The 15,129-nt window shown below is 65.7% G+C and carries 15 protein-coding genes; 5 read left to right on the top strand and 10 right to left on the bottom strand.

Features of this window, described 5'->3' with window-relative positions:
* Both GSQ95_RS21565 and rpoS read left to right on the top strand, forming a co-directional pair.
* The coding region (locus tag GSQ95_RS21565) for a peptidoglycan DD-metalloendopeptidase family protein (RefSeq protein WP_158973896.1) at positions 1–405 on the top strand (405 nt) is incomplete at its 5' end.
* A 110-nt stretch (positions 406–515) separates the two neighbouring features.
* On the top strand, positions 516–1,508 hold the full coding sequence (gene rpoS / locus GSQ95_RS21560; RefSeq protein ID WP_133859798.1) for an RNA polymerase sigma factor RpoS: 993 nt from the start codon (positions 516–518) through the stop codon (positions 1,506–1,508).
* Positions 1,509–1,916: 408 nt separating this feature from the next.
* Here rpoS and fdxA read toward each other — a convergent pair whose 3' ends face one another.
* From fdxA to GSQ95_RS21515, 9 genes are all read right to left on the bottom strand, one after another.
* A complete protein-coding gene (gene fdxA / locus GSQ95_RS21555; protein ID WP_059314069.1) occupies positions 1,917–2,240 on the bottom strand; it encodes a ferredoxin FdxA in 324 nt (107 codons plus the stop codon).
* Positions 2,241–2,308: 68 nt separating this feature from the next.
* Positions 2,309–4,885 (bottom strand): DNA mismatch repair protein MutS, encoded by a 2,577-nt coding sequence (gene mutS, locus GSQ95_RS21550; protein WP_158895984.1) that lies wholly within the window; start codon positions 4,883–4,885, stop codon positions 2,309–2,311.
* Between the two features lie 92 nt (positions 4,886–4,977).
* Positions 4,978–6,927: an ATP-binding protein gene (locus GSQ95_RS21545; RefSeq protein ID WP_158895982.1), complete on the bottom strand. Its 1,950-nt coding sequence runs from the start codon at positions 6,925–6,927 to the stop codon at positions 4,978–4,980.
* Positions 6,928–6,991: 64 nt separating this feature from the next.
* Entirely contained in the window at positions 6,992–7,198 is a 207-nt protein-coding gene (locus GSQ95_RS21540; protein WP_158895980.1) for a hypothetical protein, read from the bottom strand.
* A gap of 53 nt (positions 7,199–7,251) precedes the next feature.
* Positions 7,252–8,235 carry an NAD(P)-dependent oxidoreductase gene (locus tag GSQ95_RS21535; protein WP_158895978.1) on the bottom strand — a complete coding sequence of 328 codons (984 nt, stop codon included), beginning with the start codon at positions 8,233–8,235 and terminating at the stop codon, positions 7,252–7,254.
* Between the two features lie 14 nt (positions 8,236–8,249).
* A complete protein-coding gene (locus tag GSQ95_RS21530; RefSeq protein WP_158895976.1) occupies positions 8,250–9,533 on the bottom strand; it encodes an MFS transporter in 1,284 nt (427 codons plus the stop codon).
* Positions 9,534–9,576: 43 nt separating this feature from the next.
* Positions 9,577–10,506 carry a sugar kinase gene (locus tag GSQ95_RS21525; protein WP_158895974.1) on the bottom strand — a complete coding sequence of 310 codons (930 nt, stop codon included), beginning with the start codon at positions 10,504–10,506 and terminating at the stop codon, positions 9,577–9,579.
* Positions 10,499–11,281 carry a sugar phosphate isomerase/epimerase gene (locus GSQ95_RS21520; protein ID WP_158895972.1) on the bottom strand — a complete coding sequence of 261 codons (783 nt, stop codon included), beginning with the start codon at positions 11,279–11,281 and terminating at the stop codon, positions 10,499–10,501. The genes GSQ95_RS21525 and GSQ95_RS21520 overlap by 8 nt, the downstream gene beginning before the upstream one ends.
* A 57-nt stretch (positions 11,282–11,338) precedes the next feature.
* Complete coding sequence (locus GSQ95_RS21515) at positions 11,339–12,385, bottom strand: substrate-binding domain-containing protein (RefSeq protein ID WP_158895970.1); 1,047 nt, start codon at positions 12,383–12,385, stop codon at positions 11,339–11,341.
* A gap of 165 nt (positions 12,386–12,550) precedes the next feature.
* Between GSQ95_RS21515 and GSQ95_RS21510 the strand changes: the two genes are divergently transcribed.
* The 3 genes from GSQ95_RS21510 to recX all read left to right on the top strand — a co-directional run bounded on the left by GSQ95_RS21510 (position 12,551) and on the right by recX (position 14,699).
* Complete coding sequence (locus GSQ95_RS21510; protein ID WP_158895968.1) at positions 12,551–13,051, top strand: CinA family protein; 501 nt, start codon at positions 12,551–12,553, stop codon at positions 13,049–13,051.
* Between the two features lie 86 nt (positions 13,052–13,137).
* Positions 13,138–14,181 (top strand): recombinase RecA, encoded by a 1,044-nt coding sequence (gene recA, locus GSQ95_RS21505; RefSeq protein WP_133859788.1) that lies wholly within the window; start codon positions 13,138–13,140, stop codon positions 14,179–14,181.
* Between the two features lie 110 nt (positions 14,182–14,291).
* Positions 14,292–14,699 (top strand): recombination regulator RecX, encoded by a 408-nt coding sequence (recX, locus tag GSQ95_RS21500; RefSeq protein WP_372240095.1) that lies wholly within the window; start codon positions 14,292–14,294, stop codon positions 14,697–14,699.
* Here the strand turns inward: recX and GSQ95_RS21495 are convergent.
* Complete coding sequence (locus GSQ95_RS21495; RefSeq protein WP_158895964.1) at positions 14,674–14,934, bottom strand: hypothetical protein; 261 nt, start codon at positions 14,932–14,934, stop codon at positions 14,674–14,676. The genes recX and GSQ95_RS21495 overlap by 26 nt on opposite strands.
* Positions 14,935–15,129 lie beyond the last annotated feature (195 nt).

Raw genomic sequence — 15,129 nt, 5'->3', positions numbered from 1 at the left:
GCGCAGACGCCGACCCGTGATGTCCCCCAATCCGCATCCGGTTGGGCCTGGCCGACGAAAGGTACGTTGATCAGCCGCTTCTCTGCCAGCAGCAGCCTAAACAAGGGAATAGACATCGCCGGGCAGGAAGGTCAGCCCGTGATGGCCGCTGCCGATGGGACCGTGGTCTATGCGGGAAATGGTCTACGGGGTTATGGTGAACTGGTTATCGTCAAACACAGCGAAACCTACGTCAGTGCCTACGGTCACAATCGTAGGTTGCTGGTTCGGGAAGGTGAGCGTGTCAAGATAGGGCAGACGATTGCCGAGATGGGTTCGACCGGGACTGATCGGGTCAAGCTCCATTTCGAGATTCGCCGTCAGGGCAAGCCGGTGGATCCCTTGCAGTTTTTGCCCAATCGCTGATTCGCTAGGCGCCGACTCGATCCCGCAGCTTTTTGGGGGCGAGTCATGGCGCATCGGCAACGTATCGATACGCCCTGGCTCGAAGCGCAGACGAGCAAGGGTTACTCAAGATGATCCAGAACAAACAAGAAACCGAGTACGACCTCGGCGATGATGTCCTGCTTCTCGATTCCAATCCCTTCGGTGAGGAATCCGCCGATTCAGCCATGACCAAGGCGCTCTCCGGGCGCGGCAACCAGGTCTTGCGGGGGGCGAAACTGGCCGACTACGGCCGAGCGCTCGACGCCACTCAGCTCTATCTCAACGAAATCGGCTTTTCGCCGCTGCTGTCACCCGCGGAGGAAGTGCATTTCGCCCGGCTTGCCCAGCGCGGCGATCCCGCCGGTCGCAAGCGCATGATCGAAAGCAACCTGCGCCTGGTGGTGAAGATCGCCCGACGCTACATCAACCGCGGTCTGTCGCTGCTCGATCTGATCGAGGAGGGCAATCTCGGGCTGATTCGCGCCGTGGAGAAATTCGATCCCGAGCGGGGTTTCCGATTCTCCACCTATGCCACCTGGTGGATCCGGCAGACCATCGAGCGGGCGATCATGAATCAGACCCGCACCATTCGCCTGCCGATCCATGTGGTCAAGGAACTCAACCTGCACCTGCGCGCCGCGCGCGAACTGACCCAGAAGCTCGACCACGAGCCTTCTCCCGAGGAAATCGCCGCCCTGCTGGAAAAGCCGGTGGCGGACGTCAAGCGGGTGATGGGCCTCAACGAACGGATCAGCTCGGTGGACATGGTCCTCGGCCCCGATTCCGACAAGACCCTGCTCGACACCCTGACCGACGACCGCCCCACCGACCCCTGCGAACTGCTGCAGGATTCGGATCTCAATCAGAGCATCGACCAGTGGCTGCTGGAGCTGCCGGAAAAGCAGCGCGAGGTGGTGGTGCGTCGCTTCGGCCTGCGTGGTCATGAAGCCTGCACCCTGGAAGAGGTTGGGCAGGAGATAGGGCTCACCCGTGAGCGGGTCCGGCAGATCCAGGTCGAGGCGCTCAAGCGGTTACGCGAGATCTTCGAGCGCAATGGCCTGTCCAGTGACTCGCTGTTCTGAACATGCCTAGCTGAATTTCAGCCAAACGGAGCCCGGATTTATCCGGGCTTTTTTCTGTGTGTCGTTGTAAGCCAAGGCTTACAGTCCACGTAAGCATGCATCGCTTCAGGCTGCCGGAAAGCACCGCCTTAGCAGCCCGACTAATAGCCAAGTGCTTGCTGCATAACGGATTTTTGTTTCAAGGGACGTGCTGGGCGAGTTCGCCATGAGCGACTGTGGCAGATTGCCAGCCTTTGGGAGAAGCGTACTATCGGCGCTGTGTCTGGGACGACACGGATCGGCAGGAAGCGGATCGGGAACACCTCGGGACGAGGTTCACCAGGACGGTGACAGGATTACAGGGACAGGGACGAAGGGGGCGGAGCGATCCGCCCCCTTTTTTTATGACCTGAATTTTCCAGGCGCGGCCTAGCGTTCGAGCTGGGCGAGCTTGCCGGTCTTGCCATCCCATTCGGCGGCGTCGGGCAGGGCCTCCTTCTTCTCGGTGATGTTGGGCCAGATGTTTGCCAGCTCACTGTTGAGTTCGATGAAGGCTTCCTGGCCGGCCGGTACCTCGTCTTCCGAGAAGATCGCCTGGGCCGGGCACTCGGGTTCGCACAGGGCGCAGTCGATGCACTCGTCCGGGTGAATCACCAGGAAGTTGGGGCCTTCGTAGAAGCAGTCCACCGGGCAGACTTCCACGCAGTCGGTATATTTGCATTTGATGCAGTTGTCAGTGACGACGAAGGTCATCTGCTCGTTCTCCTCAGGCTAAGGCGGCGGATTCTAGCAGCATTGCCGGAACCCTCGTATCCGTTAACTCAGATACGCTTTTTCCATTCGTAGATAAGCTCCAGGGCCCGTCTGGGTGTGATGTCGTCCGGCTGCAGGCGTTCCAGTTCCTCGATGAGAGGATGGGCGGCGCTGGCGAACAGATCGGCCTGCAAGGGGCGGCCCTTGGCCGGCGCGCTTACCGGCAGTGGTGCACCCACCTCACCGTTGAAACTGGCCGCTTCCAGGCGGGCGAGATGCTCCCGCGCGCGCACGATGACGTCTTCCGGCACCCCGGCCAGTTGAGCCACGGCCAGGCCATAGCTCTGGCTGGCCGGACCGGGCAGCACATGGTGCAGGAAGACGATGCGGTCGTTGTGCTCGGTGGCGTTGAGGTGGACGTTGGCCACGCTCGGCTGGCCTTCTGGCAGCACGGTCAGTTCGAAGTAATGGGTGGCGAACAGCGTCCAGGCGCGCAGGCGCGCCAGTTGCTCGGCGGCGGCCCAGGCCAGGGACAGGCCGTCGAAGGTGCTGGTGCCGCGGCCCACTTCGTCCATCAGCACCAGGCTGTGTTCGCTGGCGTTGTGCAGGATGTTGGCGGTCTCGCTCATCTCCACCATGAAGGTGGAGCGGCCACCGGCCAGGTCGTCGCTGGAGCCGATGCGGGTGAAGATGCGATCCACCAGGGACAGCTCGCAACTCGCCGCCGGGACGAAGCTGCCGACATGGGCCAGCAGCACGATCAGCGCGGTCTGGCGCATGTAGGTGGACTTGCCGCCCATGTTCGGACCGGTGATCACCAGCATGCGGGTGTCGTTGTCGAGGGTGACGTCGTTGGCGACGAAGGGCGTTTCCAGCACCTGCTCCACCACCGGATGACGTCCCTGGCCGATCTTCAGGCAGGGCTCCGCGACGAAGCGCGGCCTGTTCAGGTCCAGGTTGAGGGCGCGCTCGGCGAAATTGGCCAGGACGTCCAGTTCGGCCAGGGCCGCGGCGCTGTCCTGCAAGGGCGCCAGGTGACCGATGAGTTGTTCCAGCAGCGCCTCGTAGAGGGCCTTTTCCCGCGCCAGGGCGCGACTCTGGGCCGACAGCGCCTTGTCTTCGAAGGCCTTGAGCTCCGGGGTGATGAAGCGCTCGGCGCCCTTGAGGGTCTGGCGGCGGATGTAGTCGGCCGGTGCCGACTCGGCCTGGCGGCTGGGAATCTCGATGAAATAACCGTGGACGCGGTTGTAGCCGACCTTGAGCCCTTGCAGACCGGTGCGGGCCTTTTCCCGGGCCTCCAGGTCCATGAGGAACTGACCGGCGTTTTCGCTCAGGGTCTGCAGCTCGTCCAGCTCGCTGTCGTAGCCGCGCTTGATGACGCCGCCGTCGCGGATCACCGCCGGCGGATTGTCGATGATGGCGCGGGCCAGGGTCGCAGCCAGGTCCGGATAGGTCTGGATGCTCCTGGCCAGGTCGAGCAGGTGCGGGGCGATCATCTGCGTCAGCCCCTCCTGCAGCGCCGGCAGAGCGGCCAGGGCGTCTCTCAGGCGCGCGAGGTCGCGCGGGCGGGCGTTGCGCAGGCCGATACGGGCGAGGATGCGCTCCAGGTCGCCAATATCCTTGAGTTGCGGCTGCAGCGTCTCGAAGCGATAGCCTTCCAGCAGGCAGGTGATGGCGTCCTGGCGGGCTTCGATGATGGCGCGATTACGCAGTGGGCGATTCAGCCAGCGGGTCAGCAGACGACTGCCCATGGCGGTCTGGCAGCGGTCCACCACCGACTGCAGGGTGTTGTCGCGGCCACCGGCCAGATTGACGTCCAGTTCCAGGTTGCGGCGGCTGGCGCCGTCGAGAATGACGGTGTCGTCCAGGCGCTCGTGCCTGAGGCTGCGCAGGTGCGGCAGGGCGGTGCGCTGGGTTTCCTTGGCATAGGCCAGCAGGCAGCCGGCGGCGCCGAGGGCCAGGCCCAGCTTGTCGCAGCCGAAGCCCTTGAGGTCACCGGTGCCGAATTGCTGGCAGAGACTCTTGAGCGCCGAATCGCAGTCGAAGTCCCAGGGCGCGCGGCGACGGACGCCGCGGCGCTTCTCGGCGGGCAGGCCGGCGGGCCAGTCGTCGGGGATCAGCAGCTCGGCGGGATTGAGACGATCCAGCTCGGCCAGCAGGGTCTCCCAGCCGGCCAGTTCCTGGACGGTGAAGCGACCGCTGGCGATGTCCAGCACGGCTAGGCCGAACAGGCGCTCGTCGCCCAGCACGGCGGTCAGCAGATTGTCGCGGCGCTCGTCAAGCAACGCTTCGTCACTGACGGTGCCGGGAGTGATGATGCGCACCACCTGGCGTTCCACCGGGCCCTTGCTGGTGGCGGGGTCGCCGATCTGCTCGCAGATCACCACCGATTCGCCGAGCTTGACCAGCTTGGCCAGGTAGCCTTCGGCGGAGTGGAAGGGGATGCCGGCCATGGGGATGGACTTGCCGGCCGAGGCGCCGCGGGCGGTCAGGGTGATGTCGAGCAACTTGGCGGCACGCCGGGCGTCGTCATAGAACAGCTCGTAGAAGTCGCCCATGCGATAGAACAGCAGCTGTTCGGGGTGCTGATGCTTGATCTTGAGGTACTGCTGCATCATGGGCGTGTGCGCGGAGAGATCGCTCATGCGGGTGTTTCGATCCGATTGCCTGTGGATAGCCGCGTATTGTCCACCAACTGGCGGCGTTTGTCGGCCCCGCTCGGCTCAGGGCAGCGGTATCAGGCCTGCGGCCCTTGTTCGCGGGCAGCCAGCAGCTGATCGATGCGGGCCATCAGCCGTTCCAGGGTGAAGGGCTTGGCCAGCACCTCGACATCCGGAACAGGCAAGGACTCGCCGGGCAGATTTGCCTCGGCATAGCCGGTGATCAGCAGGGTCAGCAGACCCGGACGACGTTCCCGGGCCAGGGCGGCGAGCTGGCAGCCACTCAGCCCGCCCGGCAGGCCGACATCGGCGATCAGCAGGTCCAGCGGGATATCCGATTCCAGAACCTGCAGCGCCGCGACGGCATCGGTCGCCTCCAGGGTATGGATGCGATGTTCGCGCAGGGCTTCGTCCACCAGCATGCGCACCAGGGGTTCGTCGTCCACCACCAGGACGGTCATGCCGTCGGGATAGCGCAGCGCTGGAGCCGGCGGCGTCTCCACCGACGGCGCTGAAGACTCCACCAGGCGCGGCAGATAGAGGGTCACGGTGGTGCCTTGGCCAGGTGCCGAGGCGATATGGACGACCCCGCCGGACTGCTTGGCGAAGCCATAGATCATCGACAGGCCAAGTCCGGTGCCCATGCCCACCGGCTTGGTGGTGAAAAAGGGATCGAAGGCCCGCGCCAGCACCGCGGGCGGCATCCCGGAGCCGGTGTCGAGCACCGCCAGGGTCACATAGTCGCCAGGCGGCAATTCCAGCGCGGCAGCCTGGGCCTCGTTGAGCCGGCGATTGGCGGTGACGATGCGCAACATCCCGCCCTCGGGCATGGCATCCCGGGCGTTGATGCACAGGTTGAGCAGGGCGTTCTCCAGCTGATGGGGATCGCACAGGGTGAGATTCACCGCCTCCGCCAGCTCGATATGGATCTCGACCTGGGGGCCGACCGAGCGGCGGATGAGTTCTTCCATGCCCAGCACCAAGGCGTTGGTCTGGGTAGCCGCGGGATCCAGCGCCTGACGGCGGGAAAAGGCGAGCAGGCGGTGGGTCAGGGCCGCGGCGCGCTCGGCGGCCCCCTTGGCGCCGGTGGCATAGCGCTCGAGATCGGTGAAGCGGCCCTGTTCCAGTCTCAGACTGAGCATGTCCAGGCTGCCGATCACACCGGTCAGCAGGTTGTTGAAGTCATGAGCGATGCCTCCGGTCAGCTGGCCCACGGCTTCCATCTTCTGGCTCTGGCGCAGCTGTTCCTCGGTCTGGCGCAGGGCTTCCTGTTGCTCACGGATGGCGGTGACTTCGCGCACCGCAGAATAGATGAGGCCATCCTGCAACACCGAATTCCACGACAACCAGCGATAGCCGCCTTCTCGATGCCGATAGCGATTCTCGAAGCCGAACACCGGTTCGCCGAGCTTCAGGCGTTCCAGGGCCGTCTCGGTACGGGCGCGATCCTCGACGTGTACGAAGGCCATGAAAGGCTCGTGGCGCAACTGCTCTTCGCTCCAGCCCAGGGTGCTGGTCCAGGCTGGATTGAGGTCCAGCAGCTGGCCCTCCAGAGTCGCCGTACAGAGCAGATCGGGGCTGGCCTGCCAGATCAGATCACGCTGGCGGGTGCGCAGGGTAACCTGTTCGCCGAGATTGCCGGCGAAGCGATAGAGCGACTCCAGGCTGCGGCGCTGGGCCGCGCAGACCACCGCCATGATGACGTTGACCAACACGAACAGTGCATGGGACACCCAGCGCTCGGAGAACAGCGCGAAATAGGCGGGTGCCTTGACGAACAGGGTCTCGGCCAGCAGCACCGACAACAGGGTGGCGAAGATGCCGGGACCCAGGCCGAACCAGAAGGCTGCGGCCATGATGAAGGGAATGAACAGCAGATAGGGCAAGCTGTCGATGCCCAGGCTCAGGCGGATCCCGGCCGCGATGGCGATCAGCAGGGTGGCGCCCAGATAGCGTAAGGGCGCCGGGGCGTCCCGCGGGGCCAATTTGAGCAGCCGGCCGAGCAGGGTATGGGTGGCAATGGGCACTGGCGCTGGACCTCGGGGCGCTGATCGCTCACGGTATCGAACGGGTCACGACCGGCAGGCCGGCTCAGGTGCCCTCGTGCCGCTCGAATTCCTCGACCGCGCGTACCACGCCCGCGTTGTCCGCCGCCGTACTACGGGCCTGGCGCTCGAAGGCGGTGGCCAGCTCATTGACCAGTTGCAGCAGACGCGGGATGTCGCCGCTGCGTTCGGCATCGGCGGCCTGCTCGCGCACGCGGTTGACGAAGGCTTGGGGATCGTCGAAGGCGGTCATGGGGCGTTCTCCGTTGTTATGGTACTTGTCTGACCACAAATGACGGCCAAGACTCACTCGCGCCGCGTCCAGGCCTGCGGATTGACCAGATTCGCCGGTCGCTGACCGCCCAGGGCGGCCAGCAGGTTGTCCACCGCGCAACGGGCCATGGCCTCGCGCGTCTCCCGGGTCGCCGAGCCCAGGTGCGGCGTAGGCACTACGTTGGGCAGCTGCAGCAGGGGCGAGTCCGGCGCTACGGGTTCCCGATCGAAGACATCCAGCCCGGCGCCACGCAGCCGGCCGTCCTGCAAGGCGGCGATCAGGGCGGCTTCATCGATGACCGGGCCGCGCGAGACGTTGATCAGGATGGCATGGGCCGGTAGCCGAGCCAGTTCGGCGGCGCCCAGCAGGTGATGGGTCTCGTCGCTCAGGGGCACGGTGACGCAGAGGAAGTCGCAGCTCGCCAGCAACTCGGGCAGCGGCAGGAAGCGCGCGCCGAAGCGCGCGTCCACTTCGGGCTTGGCGGCATGGGCGGTGTAGTTGACCTGCATGCCGAAACCCAGGTGGGCGCGGCGGGCGATGGCCTGGCCGATGCGGCCCATGCCCACCAGGCCCAGGGTCTTGCCATGGACGTCGCAACCGAAATGCGCCTCGCCCAGACTGGCCTGCCACTGGCCGGCGCGGACCCAGTCCGCCAGTTCGACGATGCGCCGGGCAGTGGCGAGCAGCAGGGCGAAGGCGGCGTCGGCGACGCTTTCGGTGAGCACATCCGGGGTGTTGCAGAGCAGGATGCCGCGCCGTTCCAGATAGGGCAGGTCATAGCTGTCGAAGCCGACCGAGACGCTGGCGATGGCTTCCAGCCGGGGCGCGAGGTCCAGCAATTCGGGCGTCAGCTTGAAGCTGGAGCCGAGCAGCCCCTGGGCCTCGGGCAGGCGTTCGCGCAGGCGGGCCTCACCGCCCGGCGCCTTGACGTCGACGTACTCCAGATCGAAGGCTTCGTCCAGGCGCGCGGTCAGCGCCGGCGACAGGGCCTTGTAGTGGATCACCTTCTTTTTCATGGACAGCGCTTCCTCTAGTGACTGGTGGCGGGCTTGAGCGCCGCGGCGCGAGTGACCGGTTCCTGGCGCAGCAGCAGGGTCAGGACCACGGCCACCAGCAGGGCGCCACCCATGAAGCCGAAGGACGCGCCGGGACCGCCGGTCACGCCATTGAGATAGCCCACCAGGTAGGAACCGGCAAAGGATCCCAGCGCACCCATGCTGTTGATCAGTGCCATGGCGCCGCCGGCGACGTTGTTGGGCAGGATCTCCGGAACGATGGCGAAGAAGGGACCGTAGGGGGCGTACATGCAGGCACCGGCGACCACCAGCAGGGCATAGGACCACCAGAAGTGCTGGGTGCCGAGGGCGAAGGAGCCGAGGAAGGCCAGGGCAGCGATCAGCAGCGGCGGCCAGACGAACAGCTTGCGATTCTGCATGCGGTCCGAGGCCCAGGACACCCCGAGCATGGCCAGTACCGCAGCCAGGTAGGGCAGCGAGGACAGCCAGCCGGCCTGGACGATGTCCAGGTGGGCGCCCTGGCGCAGGATTGACGGCAGCCAGATGACGAAGCCATAGACGCCGATGCTCCAGCAGAAATACTGCAGCGACAGCAGGATGACCTTGGGCGAACGGAAGGCTTCGGCGTAGTTCTTGACCGGCTTCATGCCCTGCTGCTCGACCTTCAGCGCCTCTTCCAGACGGGCCTTTTCGTCAGCGGCGAGCCACTTGGCGTCCTTGGGCCGCTCGGCGGCCAGACGCCACCAGATAAAGGCCCAGATCACCGCCGGCAGGCCTTCGATGATGAACATCCAGCGCCAGTCCAGGGCGTGGATCAGATAGCCCGAGACCACCGACATCCAGAGGATGGTCACCGGATTGCCGAGGATCAGAAAGGTGTTGGCCCGCGAACGTTCGCGCTTGGTGAACCAGTGGCAGAGATAGACCAGCATCGCCGGCATCACCGCGGCTTCCACCACACCGAGCAGGAAGCGGATGGCGATCAGCAGGGTGACGTTGGGCACCAAGCCGGTGAGGGTGGCCAGGCCACCCCAGGCGATCAGGCTCCAGAAGATCAGCCGCTTGACGCTGCGCTTCTCGGCATAGATGGCGCCGGGCACCTGGAAGAAGAAGTAGCCGAGAAAGAACAGCGCGCCGAGCAGCGAGGACATCGCCGGGGTGATGCCCAGGTCGTCGGCCATGCCGGAGGCGGCGGCGAAGCCGTAGTTGGCCCGATCGAGATAGGCCAGGCTGTAGGTAATGAAGACCACCGGCATCAGATACCACCAGCGGCGTGGAGCGAGAGGGGAAGCGTTCATGGGGTCACCTGCTTGATTGTTCTTGTCAGGGGGTTGGCGTCGATCAGGGGAGTTCGTGGCGGTAGGGCAGTCCTTCCATGTCGCCGACCACCTGCACGGCGCGGGCGCCGATCCAGTTGCCGCGGGCGACGGCGGCGGCGACGTCGAGGCCGTCGAGCAGGGCGCTGACGAAGCCGGTGGCGAAGCCATCGCCGGCGCCGACGGTGTCGACCACCTCGGCCACCGCTACGCCCGGGACCTCGCCCTCGGCGTCGGGCGTGCGCCAGTAGCCACCCTCGGGGCCGAGCTTGATGGCCACGGCCTTGGCGCCGCGATCCAGGTAGAAGGCGGCGATGTCCGCCGGGGTGTCGTAACCGGTCAGCAGCCGACCCTCGGCCAGGCCGGGCAGCACCCAGTCGGCCAGGGCGGCGAGGTCGTTGAGTTCGCGGCGCATCCGGTCTTCGCTGTCCCACAACGACGGCCGCAGATTGGGATCGAAGGAGATGCTGCGGCCGGCGTCGCGCATGGCCTGCAACAGGTGGCGGCTGAAGGCACGGGCGCTGGGCGAGAGGGCAGGTGGAATACCGGTGGCGTGCAGGTGGCGCGCCTGCAGCAGGCTGGGGTCGAAGTCTTCCTCGATGTTGAGGTGGCTGGCCGCCGAGCCGCGGCGGAAGTACTCGACCACCGGATCGCTGCCATCGGTGGCGCGGGACTTGAGCTGGAAGCCGGTGGGGTGCCGGGGATCGACGGTGAGGCGGCGGCAGTCCAGCCCCTCGGCTTCGAGACTGGCGCGCACGAAGCGGCCGAAGGAGTCATCGCCCACCCGCGACAGCCAGGCGACCTTGAAACCCAGGCGGCTCAGGCCGATGGCCACATTGTTGTCGGCACCGGCGATGCGCTTGCCGAACTGGCCGATCGTGGCCAGCTCGCCCGGCGTCTCGGCAACGAACATGGTCATGGTTTCGCCAAAGGCGAGGATATCGATGTCAGCCATGCCGGCGTTCCTCCCGGGCCTGGCCATCCAGGGTGCGCAGGGCTGCCACCTGGCGGCGGCTCTCGGCCAGCAGGTCCGCGCCCATCAGCGGAAACTCGATGGCACGGCGCAGGCCGCTGGGGAAGTGCCCCATCAGACCCTGCCAGGCCAGCAGGTCGGCGGCTTCCGGCGGTACGGCGTGCAGGCCACCGGCGCGTCGGCGCACCGCCTTGCAATGCAGGTAGCGGACGTCGGGGCCGAGCAGGCGGGCGGCCTGCAAGGGATCTTCGTCCTGCCAGCGCCAGTTGCCGACGTCGAAGGTCAGCGCCACCGGCAGCTGGGCTGCCCGAGCCGCCTGAATGAAGGCGCGCAGTGGCTCGACCCGGCCGCCTTGGGCGGTCTGGTCGTTTTCCACCAGCAGCTGCGGGCCATCGCCGGTCAGCAGGCTGGCGAGCGGCGCCAGATCGGCCGCCGCGCGGTAGTGTCCGAGGGACACCTTGAGCGTATCGGCGCCCAGCAGGCGGGCCTCGGCAAGGGCTTCGGGCAGGCGCGGCGAAAGGGCCGCGCCTGCGTCCGGCCAGAGTTCGAGGGGGACCGAATAGACACAGCCCAGACCAGCCGCCTGGATGGCGGCGCCCAGGGCAGCGAAGTCGGGGGCCTCGGTAAAGAGTTCGGCGCGGATTTCCACATGGGTGGCGCCCGCGGCCGCGATCAGGTCGAGCCAGGCGGCCTGACCCTGGGTACGGACCCCGTCGGCACCAAAGGCCGAGGTGGTGATGGCGATCTCCGGTGGCATTGTTGTTCTCCTGAAACCGGTTTCAAAAAAAGACGAGCAAAAGGGCGAAAGGTGCCTCTAGGTTCGGGCGCGAGTCGACTGACGGATGCGCAATTCCGCGCCGAAGGTCTGCTGCACCGGGGCGCTACGATCCCCGTCGATCCGCCGCTGCAACCGCTCGAAGGCGGCTATGCCCAGGGCATGGGTCGGCTGGGCGAGGGCGCTGATGCCGCCACCCACCAGGGGAAACCAGTCGAGGTCGTCGAGAGCGAGCAGGCCGAGGCGCTCGAACAGGGGTTCGCCCAAGGCCTGCAGCGCCAGGGTCGTCGCCAGGGTCGCCACGCCATTGGCGCTGAGCAGCGCCTTGGGACCGGGTCCGGGGCTGGCGAGGAAGGTGGCCAGTGCCTTCTGCAGGGCCAGGGCATCGTCGGCCTGGGCGCAATGGCCGCCACGACAGTCGGGGTGTTCGGTCAGGGCCGCATCGAAGGCCGTCAGCCGCTGGTGGCGGGAGCTGGTGCCGTCAAGGGGTTCGCTGACCAGCAGCAGGTCGCGATACCCCTGGCGCTGCAGGTGGGCCACGCCGTCGGCGATGGCCTGGTGGTTGTCGAGGCCGACCAGATCGGCCTCGACGCCCGGCAGTTCGCGATCCAGCAGCACCAGCGGCAGGCGGCTGCCCAGGTGGCGCAGGTCGGCGGCGTGCTGGCCAAAGGTGTTCACGATCAGACCTTCGACGCTGTAGGACTGCAGCGCGGCCAGTTGCTGGCGCTCCTGGCGGGCGTCCTGGTCGGTGTTGCAGATCAGCAGCGAATAGCCCTGCTGGCGGCAGGCGGTTTCCACGCCATGCATCACCGAAGTGGAATAGGGATTGAGCAGATCGGCTACCAGCATGCCGATCAGGCGGCTGCGACCACGCTTGAGACCGCGGGCCATCTGGTTGGGCTGGAAATCGAGAGCGACCACGGCCTGCTCGATACGCGCGGCGAGGGAATCGGACAGCAAGCGGCGATCGTCGCTGATGTAGCGAGACACGCTGGCCTTGGACACGCCGGCGGCGGCGGCCACTTCGGCGATGGTCGCACGGGTCGCACGGGTCGCGCGGGGACCGGGGAGAAAGACATCGTTCATGGCGTACCGCTGTTAGGATTTTGTAGGTGCCTGAAACCGGTTTCAGTAAATCTTTTCTCACGCGGACCGGCAAGCCGGTCTAAGGTGCAGGCCGACCAGTGGTCGCCGCAGGCGGTCGCTGGTCGCGGTCACCTCTTATGTTCTCCTTTGCACAGGAAGGTCTCGATGGACTCCCTCGACAGTCTCGCCCAACAACTGGGTGACGCCCTGCAGGCGGCCGGCGCCCAGGTCACCACTGCCGAATCCTGCACCGGTGGCGGCATCGCCGAGGCGATCACCCGCGTCGCCGGCAGTTCGGCCTGGTTCGAGGCCGGCTTCGTCACCTATTCCAACCGCCAGAAGACCCTGCAGCTGGACGTGCCCGAGGCGCTGTTCGAGCAGGTTGGGGCGGTCAGCGAAGAGGTGGTTACGGCTATGGCGCTGGGTGCGCAACGGCGCGCCGGGGCCCGCTTCGCGGTCGCGGTGAGCGGTATCGCCGGGCCGGGCGGCGCGGTGCCGGGCAAGCCGGTCGGCACCGTCTGGATGGCCTGGCGCGACGGCGAAAAATTGCACACCGAACGGCAGGTATTTGCCGGTGATCGCGCCGCCGTTCGCCAGCAGACCCAGGTCCGCGCCCTAGAGGTTCTATTGGCCTTCTTGACCGAGGAAAAAGGCCCTCGGGTGTAGCAACCAGGGGGTGAATATGGTTTAATACTGTTCACTTATACAGGTATCCACGGCCGTCTGGCCCTTCTTTCTCTGAGAGGAATTTAATGGACGACAACAAAAAGCGTGCCCTGGCCGCGGCCTTGGGACAGATCGAAAAGCAATTCGGCAAGGGCACCGTGATGCGCATGGGCGATCACGAGCGCCAGGCCATTCCGGCGATTTCCACCGGCTCCCTGGGCCTGGACATCGCCCTCGGTATCGGTGGTCTGCCCAAGGGTCGGATCGTCGAAATCTACGGTCCCGAGTCCTCGGGCAAGACCACCCTGACCCTGTCGGTCATCGCCCAGGCGCAGAAGCAGGGCGCCACCTGCGCCTTCGTCGACGCCGAGCACGCCCTGGATCCGGACTACGCCGGCAAGCTGGGCGTCAATGTCGACGACCTGCTGGTGTCCCAGCCGGATACCGGTGAACAGGCCCTGGAAATCACCGACATGCTGGTGCGCTCCAACGCCGTCGACGTCATCATCGTCGACTCCGTGGCCGCCCTGGTGCCCAAGGCCGAGATCGAAGGCGAGATGGGTGACATGCACGTGGGTCTGCAGGCGCGTCTGATGTCCCAGGCGCTGCGCAAGATCACCGGCAACATCAAGAACGCCAACTGCCTGGTCATCTTCATCAACCAGATCCGCATGAAGATCGGGGTGATGTTCGGCAACCCCGAGACCACCACCGGCGGTAACGCCCTGAAGTTCTATTCGTCGGTCCGCCTGGACATCCGTCGCATCGGCGCGGTGAAGGAAGGCGACGAGGTGATCGGCAGCGAAACCCGCGTCAAGGTGGTCAAGAACAAGGTGGCACCGCCGTTCCGCCAGGCCGAGTTCCAGATCCTCTACGGCAAGGGTATCTACCTGAACGGCGAGATCATCGATCTGGGCGTGCAGCTGGGTCTGATCGAGAAGTCGGGTGCCTGGTATAGCTACCAGGGCAGTAAGATCGGCCAGGGCAAGGGTAACGCTGCCAAGTTCCTGGAAGACAATCCCGAGATCAAGGGCGCCGTCGACAAGGCGATCCGCGAGAAGCTACTGAGCCAGCCGACCAATCAGAAGGCCGAAGTGGCTGCTGAAGAAGGCGCTGACGTCGATCTCTGATCGCCTGCCAGTGTTCCAGACGACCCCCGCCCCGTGCGGGGGTTTTCGTATGAGGAGGATCACCCTTGGGCAATCCGCTGGATACCACCGCTGCCATCCGTTTCGCCGCCATGGATCTGCTGGCGCGTCGCGAGCATGGCCGTGAAGAGCTGTCGCGCAAGCTGCGTCGGCGCGGGGCCGAGGAGGAACTGCTCGGTCCGGTGCTGGATCGCCTGGCCGAGGATGGCCTGCTCGATGAAAGCCGCTATCTGGAGAGCTATATCGCCAGCCGTGCCCGCTCCGGTTACGGGCCCATGCGCATCCGCGAGGAACTGGGCCAGCGTGGCCTGAAAAGAGAGCAGGTGGAGATGGCCCTGCGCGAAGCGGACGTGGACTGGCAGGCGCAGCTGGAGGAGGTCTGGCGCCGGAAATTCGGTACGCCGCCGGCCGACGCAAAGGAACGCGCCAAGCAGGGGCGCTTCCTGGCCTACCGGGGCTATGCCATGGACGGAATCAACCGGGTGCTGAGTCGGCGATAGTGGAGTGTGGCTTGTGCTTTTGGGCTTCGCTGCGCTCAGCGCCAACCTGCAGGTCCATCCCGCCCAAGGTGAGTGATTGATTGCGGAAAATGAACGCGCGCACGATTAACCCCCTCTCCCTGAGGGAGAGGGTTGGGGTGAGGGCATGCTTCGCGGCGATGCCGAATGGAAAAGGAGGCGCCATTTTCCGTGCGTTTGCCAGGACACGAATTGAGTTCAGCGCCATCGCGGCCATGGGCCGCTCCTACAGTCAAATCAGTGTCTGTAAGAGCGGCCCATGGCCGCGATGGCAGCGATCACCTCGGTCCCGCAGGTTCGCGCTGAGCACAGTGGAGCCTAGCATCGGTTCTGGTGTTGGAGATCGTTGGGCTTCGCTGCACTCAACCCAACCTTGTATCTCTCCTGGGTAATGGGATTAGCTACCTCATTA

Origin of the sequence: Pseudomonas sp. BAV 4579 (assembly GCF_009765395.1) — a bacterium.
GTDB lineage: Bacteria > Pseudomonadota > Gammaproteobacteria > Pseudomonadales > Pseudomonadaceae > Chryseomonas > Chryseomonas aestiva.
Note: the sequence above shows the minus strand (reverse complement) of the source record. Positions and strands in the feature narration are given on the sequence as shown.

Excerpts from the sequence above, each read along its gene's own strand:
- GSQ95_RS21535 (WP_158895978.1), bottom strand. The coding sequence starts at position 8,235 with ATGAAAAAGAAGGTGATCCACTACAAGGCCCTGTCGCCGGCGCTGACC.
- fdxA (WP_059314069.1), bottom strand. The coding sequence starts at position 2,240 with ATGACCTTCGTCGTCACTGACAACTGCATCAAATGCAAATATACCGAC.
- mutS (WP_158895984.1), bottom strand. The coding sequence starts at position 4,885 with ATGAGCGATCTCTCCGCGCACACGCCCATGATGCAGCAGTACCTCAAG.
- GSQ95_RS21530 (WP_158895976.1), bottom strand. The coding sequence starts at position 9,533 with ATGAACGCTTCCCCTCTCGCTCCACGCCGCTGGTGGTATCTGATGCCG.
- recX (WP_372240095.1), top strand. The coding sequence starts at position 14,292 with ATGGATCTGCTGGCGCGTCGCGAGCATGGCCGTGAAGAGCTGTCGCGC.
- GSQ95_RS21540 (WP_158895980.1), bottom strand. The coding sequence starts at position 7,198 with ATGACCGCCTTCGACGATCCCCAAGCCTTCGTCAACCGCGTGCGCGAG.
- GSQ95_RS21495 (WP_158895964.1), bottom strand. The coding sequence starts at position 14,934 with ATGGCCGCGATGGCGCTGAACTCAATTCGTGTCCTGGCAAACGCACGG.
- GSQ95_RS21520 (WP_158895972.1), bottom strand. The coding sequence starts at position 11,281 with ATGCCACCGGAGATCGCCATCACCACCTCGGCCTTTGGTGCCGACGGG.
- GSQ95_RS21525 (WP_158895974.1), bottom strand. The coding sequence starts at position 10,506 with ATGGCTGACATCGATATCCTCGCCTTTGGCGAAACCATGACCATGTTC.
- recA (WP_133859788.1), top strand. The coding sequence starts at position 13,138 with ATGGACGACAACAAAAAGCGTGCCCTGGCCGCGGCCTTGGGACAGATC.
- GSQ95_RS21515 (WP_158895970.1), bottom strand. The coding sequence starts at position 12,385 with ATGAACGATGTCTTTCTCCCCGGTCCCCGCGCGACCCGTGCGACCCGT.
- rpoS (WP_133859798.1), top strand. The coding sequence starts at position 516 with ATGATCCAGAACAAACAAGAAACCGAGTACGACCTCGGCGATGATGTC.
- GSQ95_RS21510 (WP_158895968.1), top strand. The coding sequence starts at position 12,551 with ATGGACTCCCTCGACAGTCTCGCCCAACAACTGGGTGACGCCCTGCAG.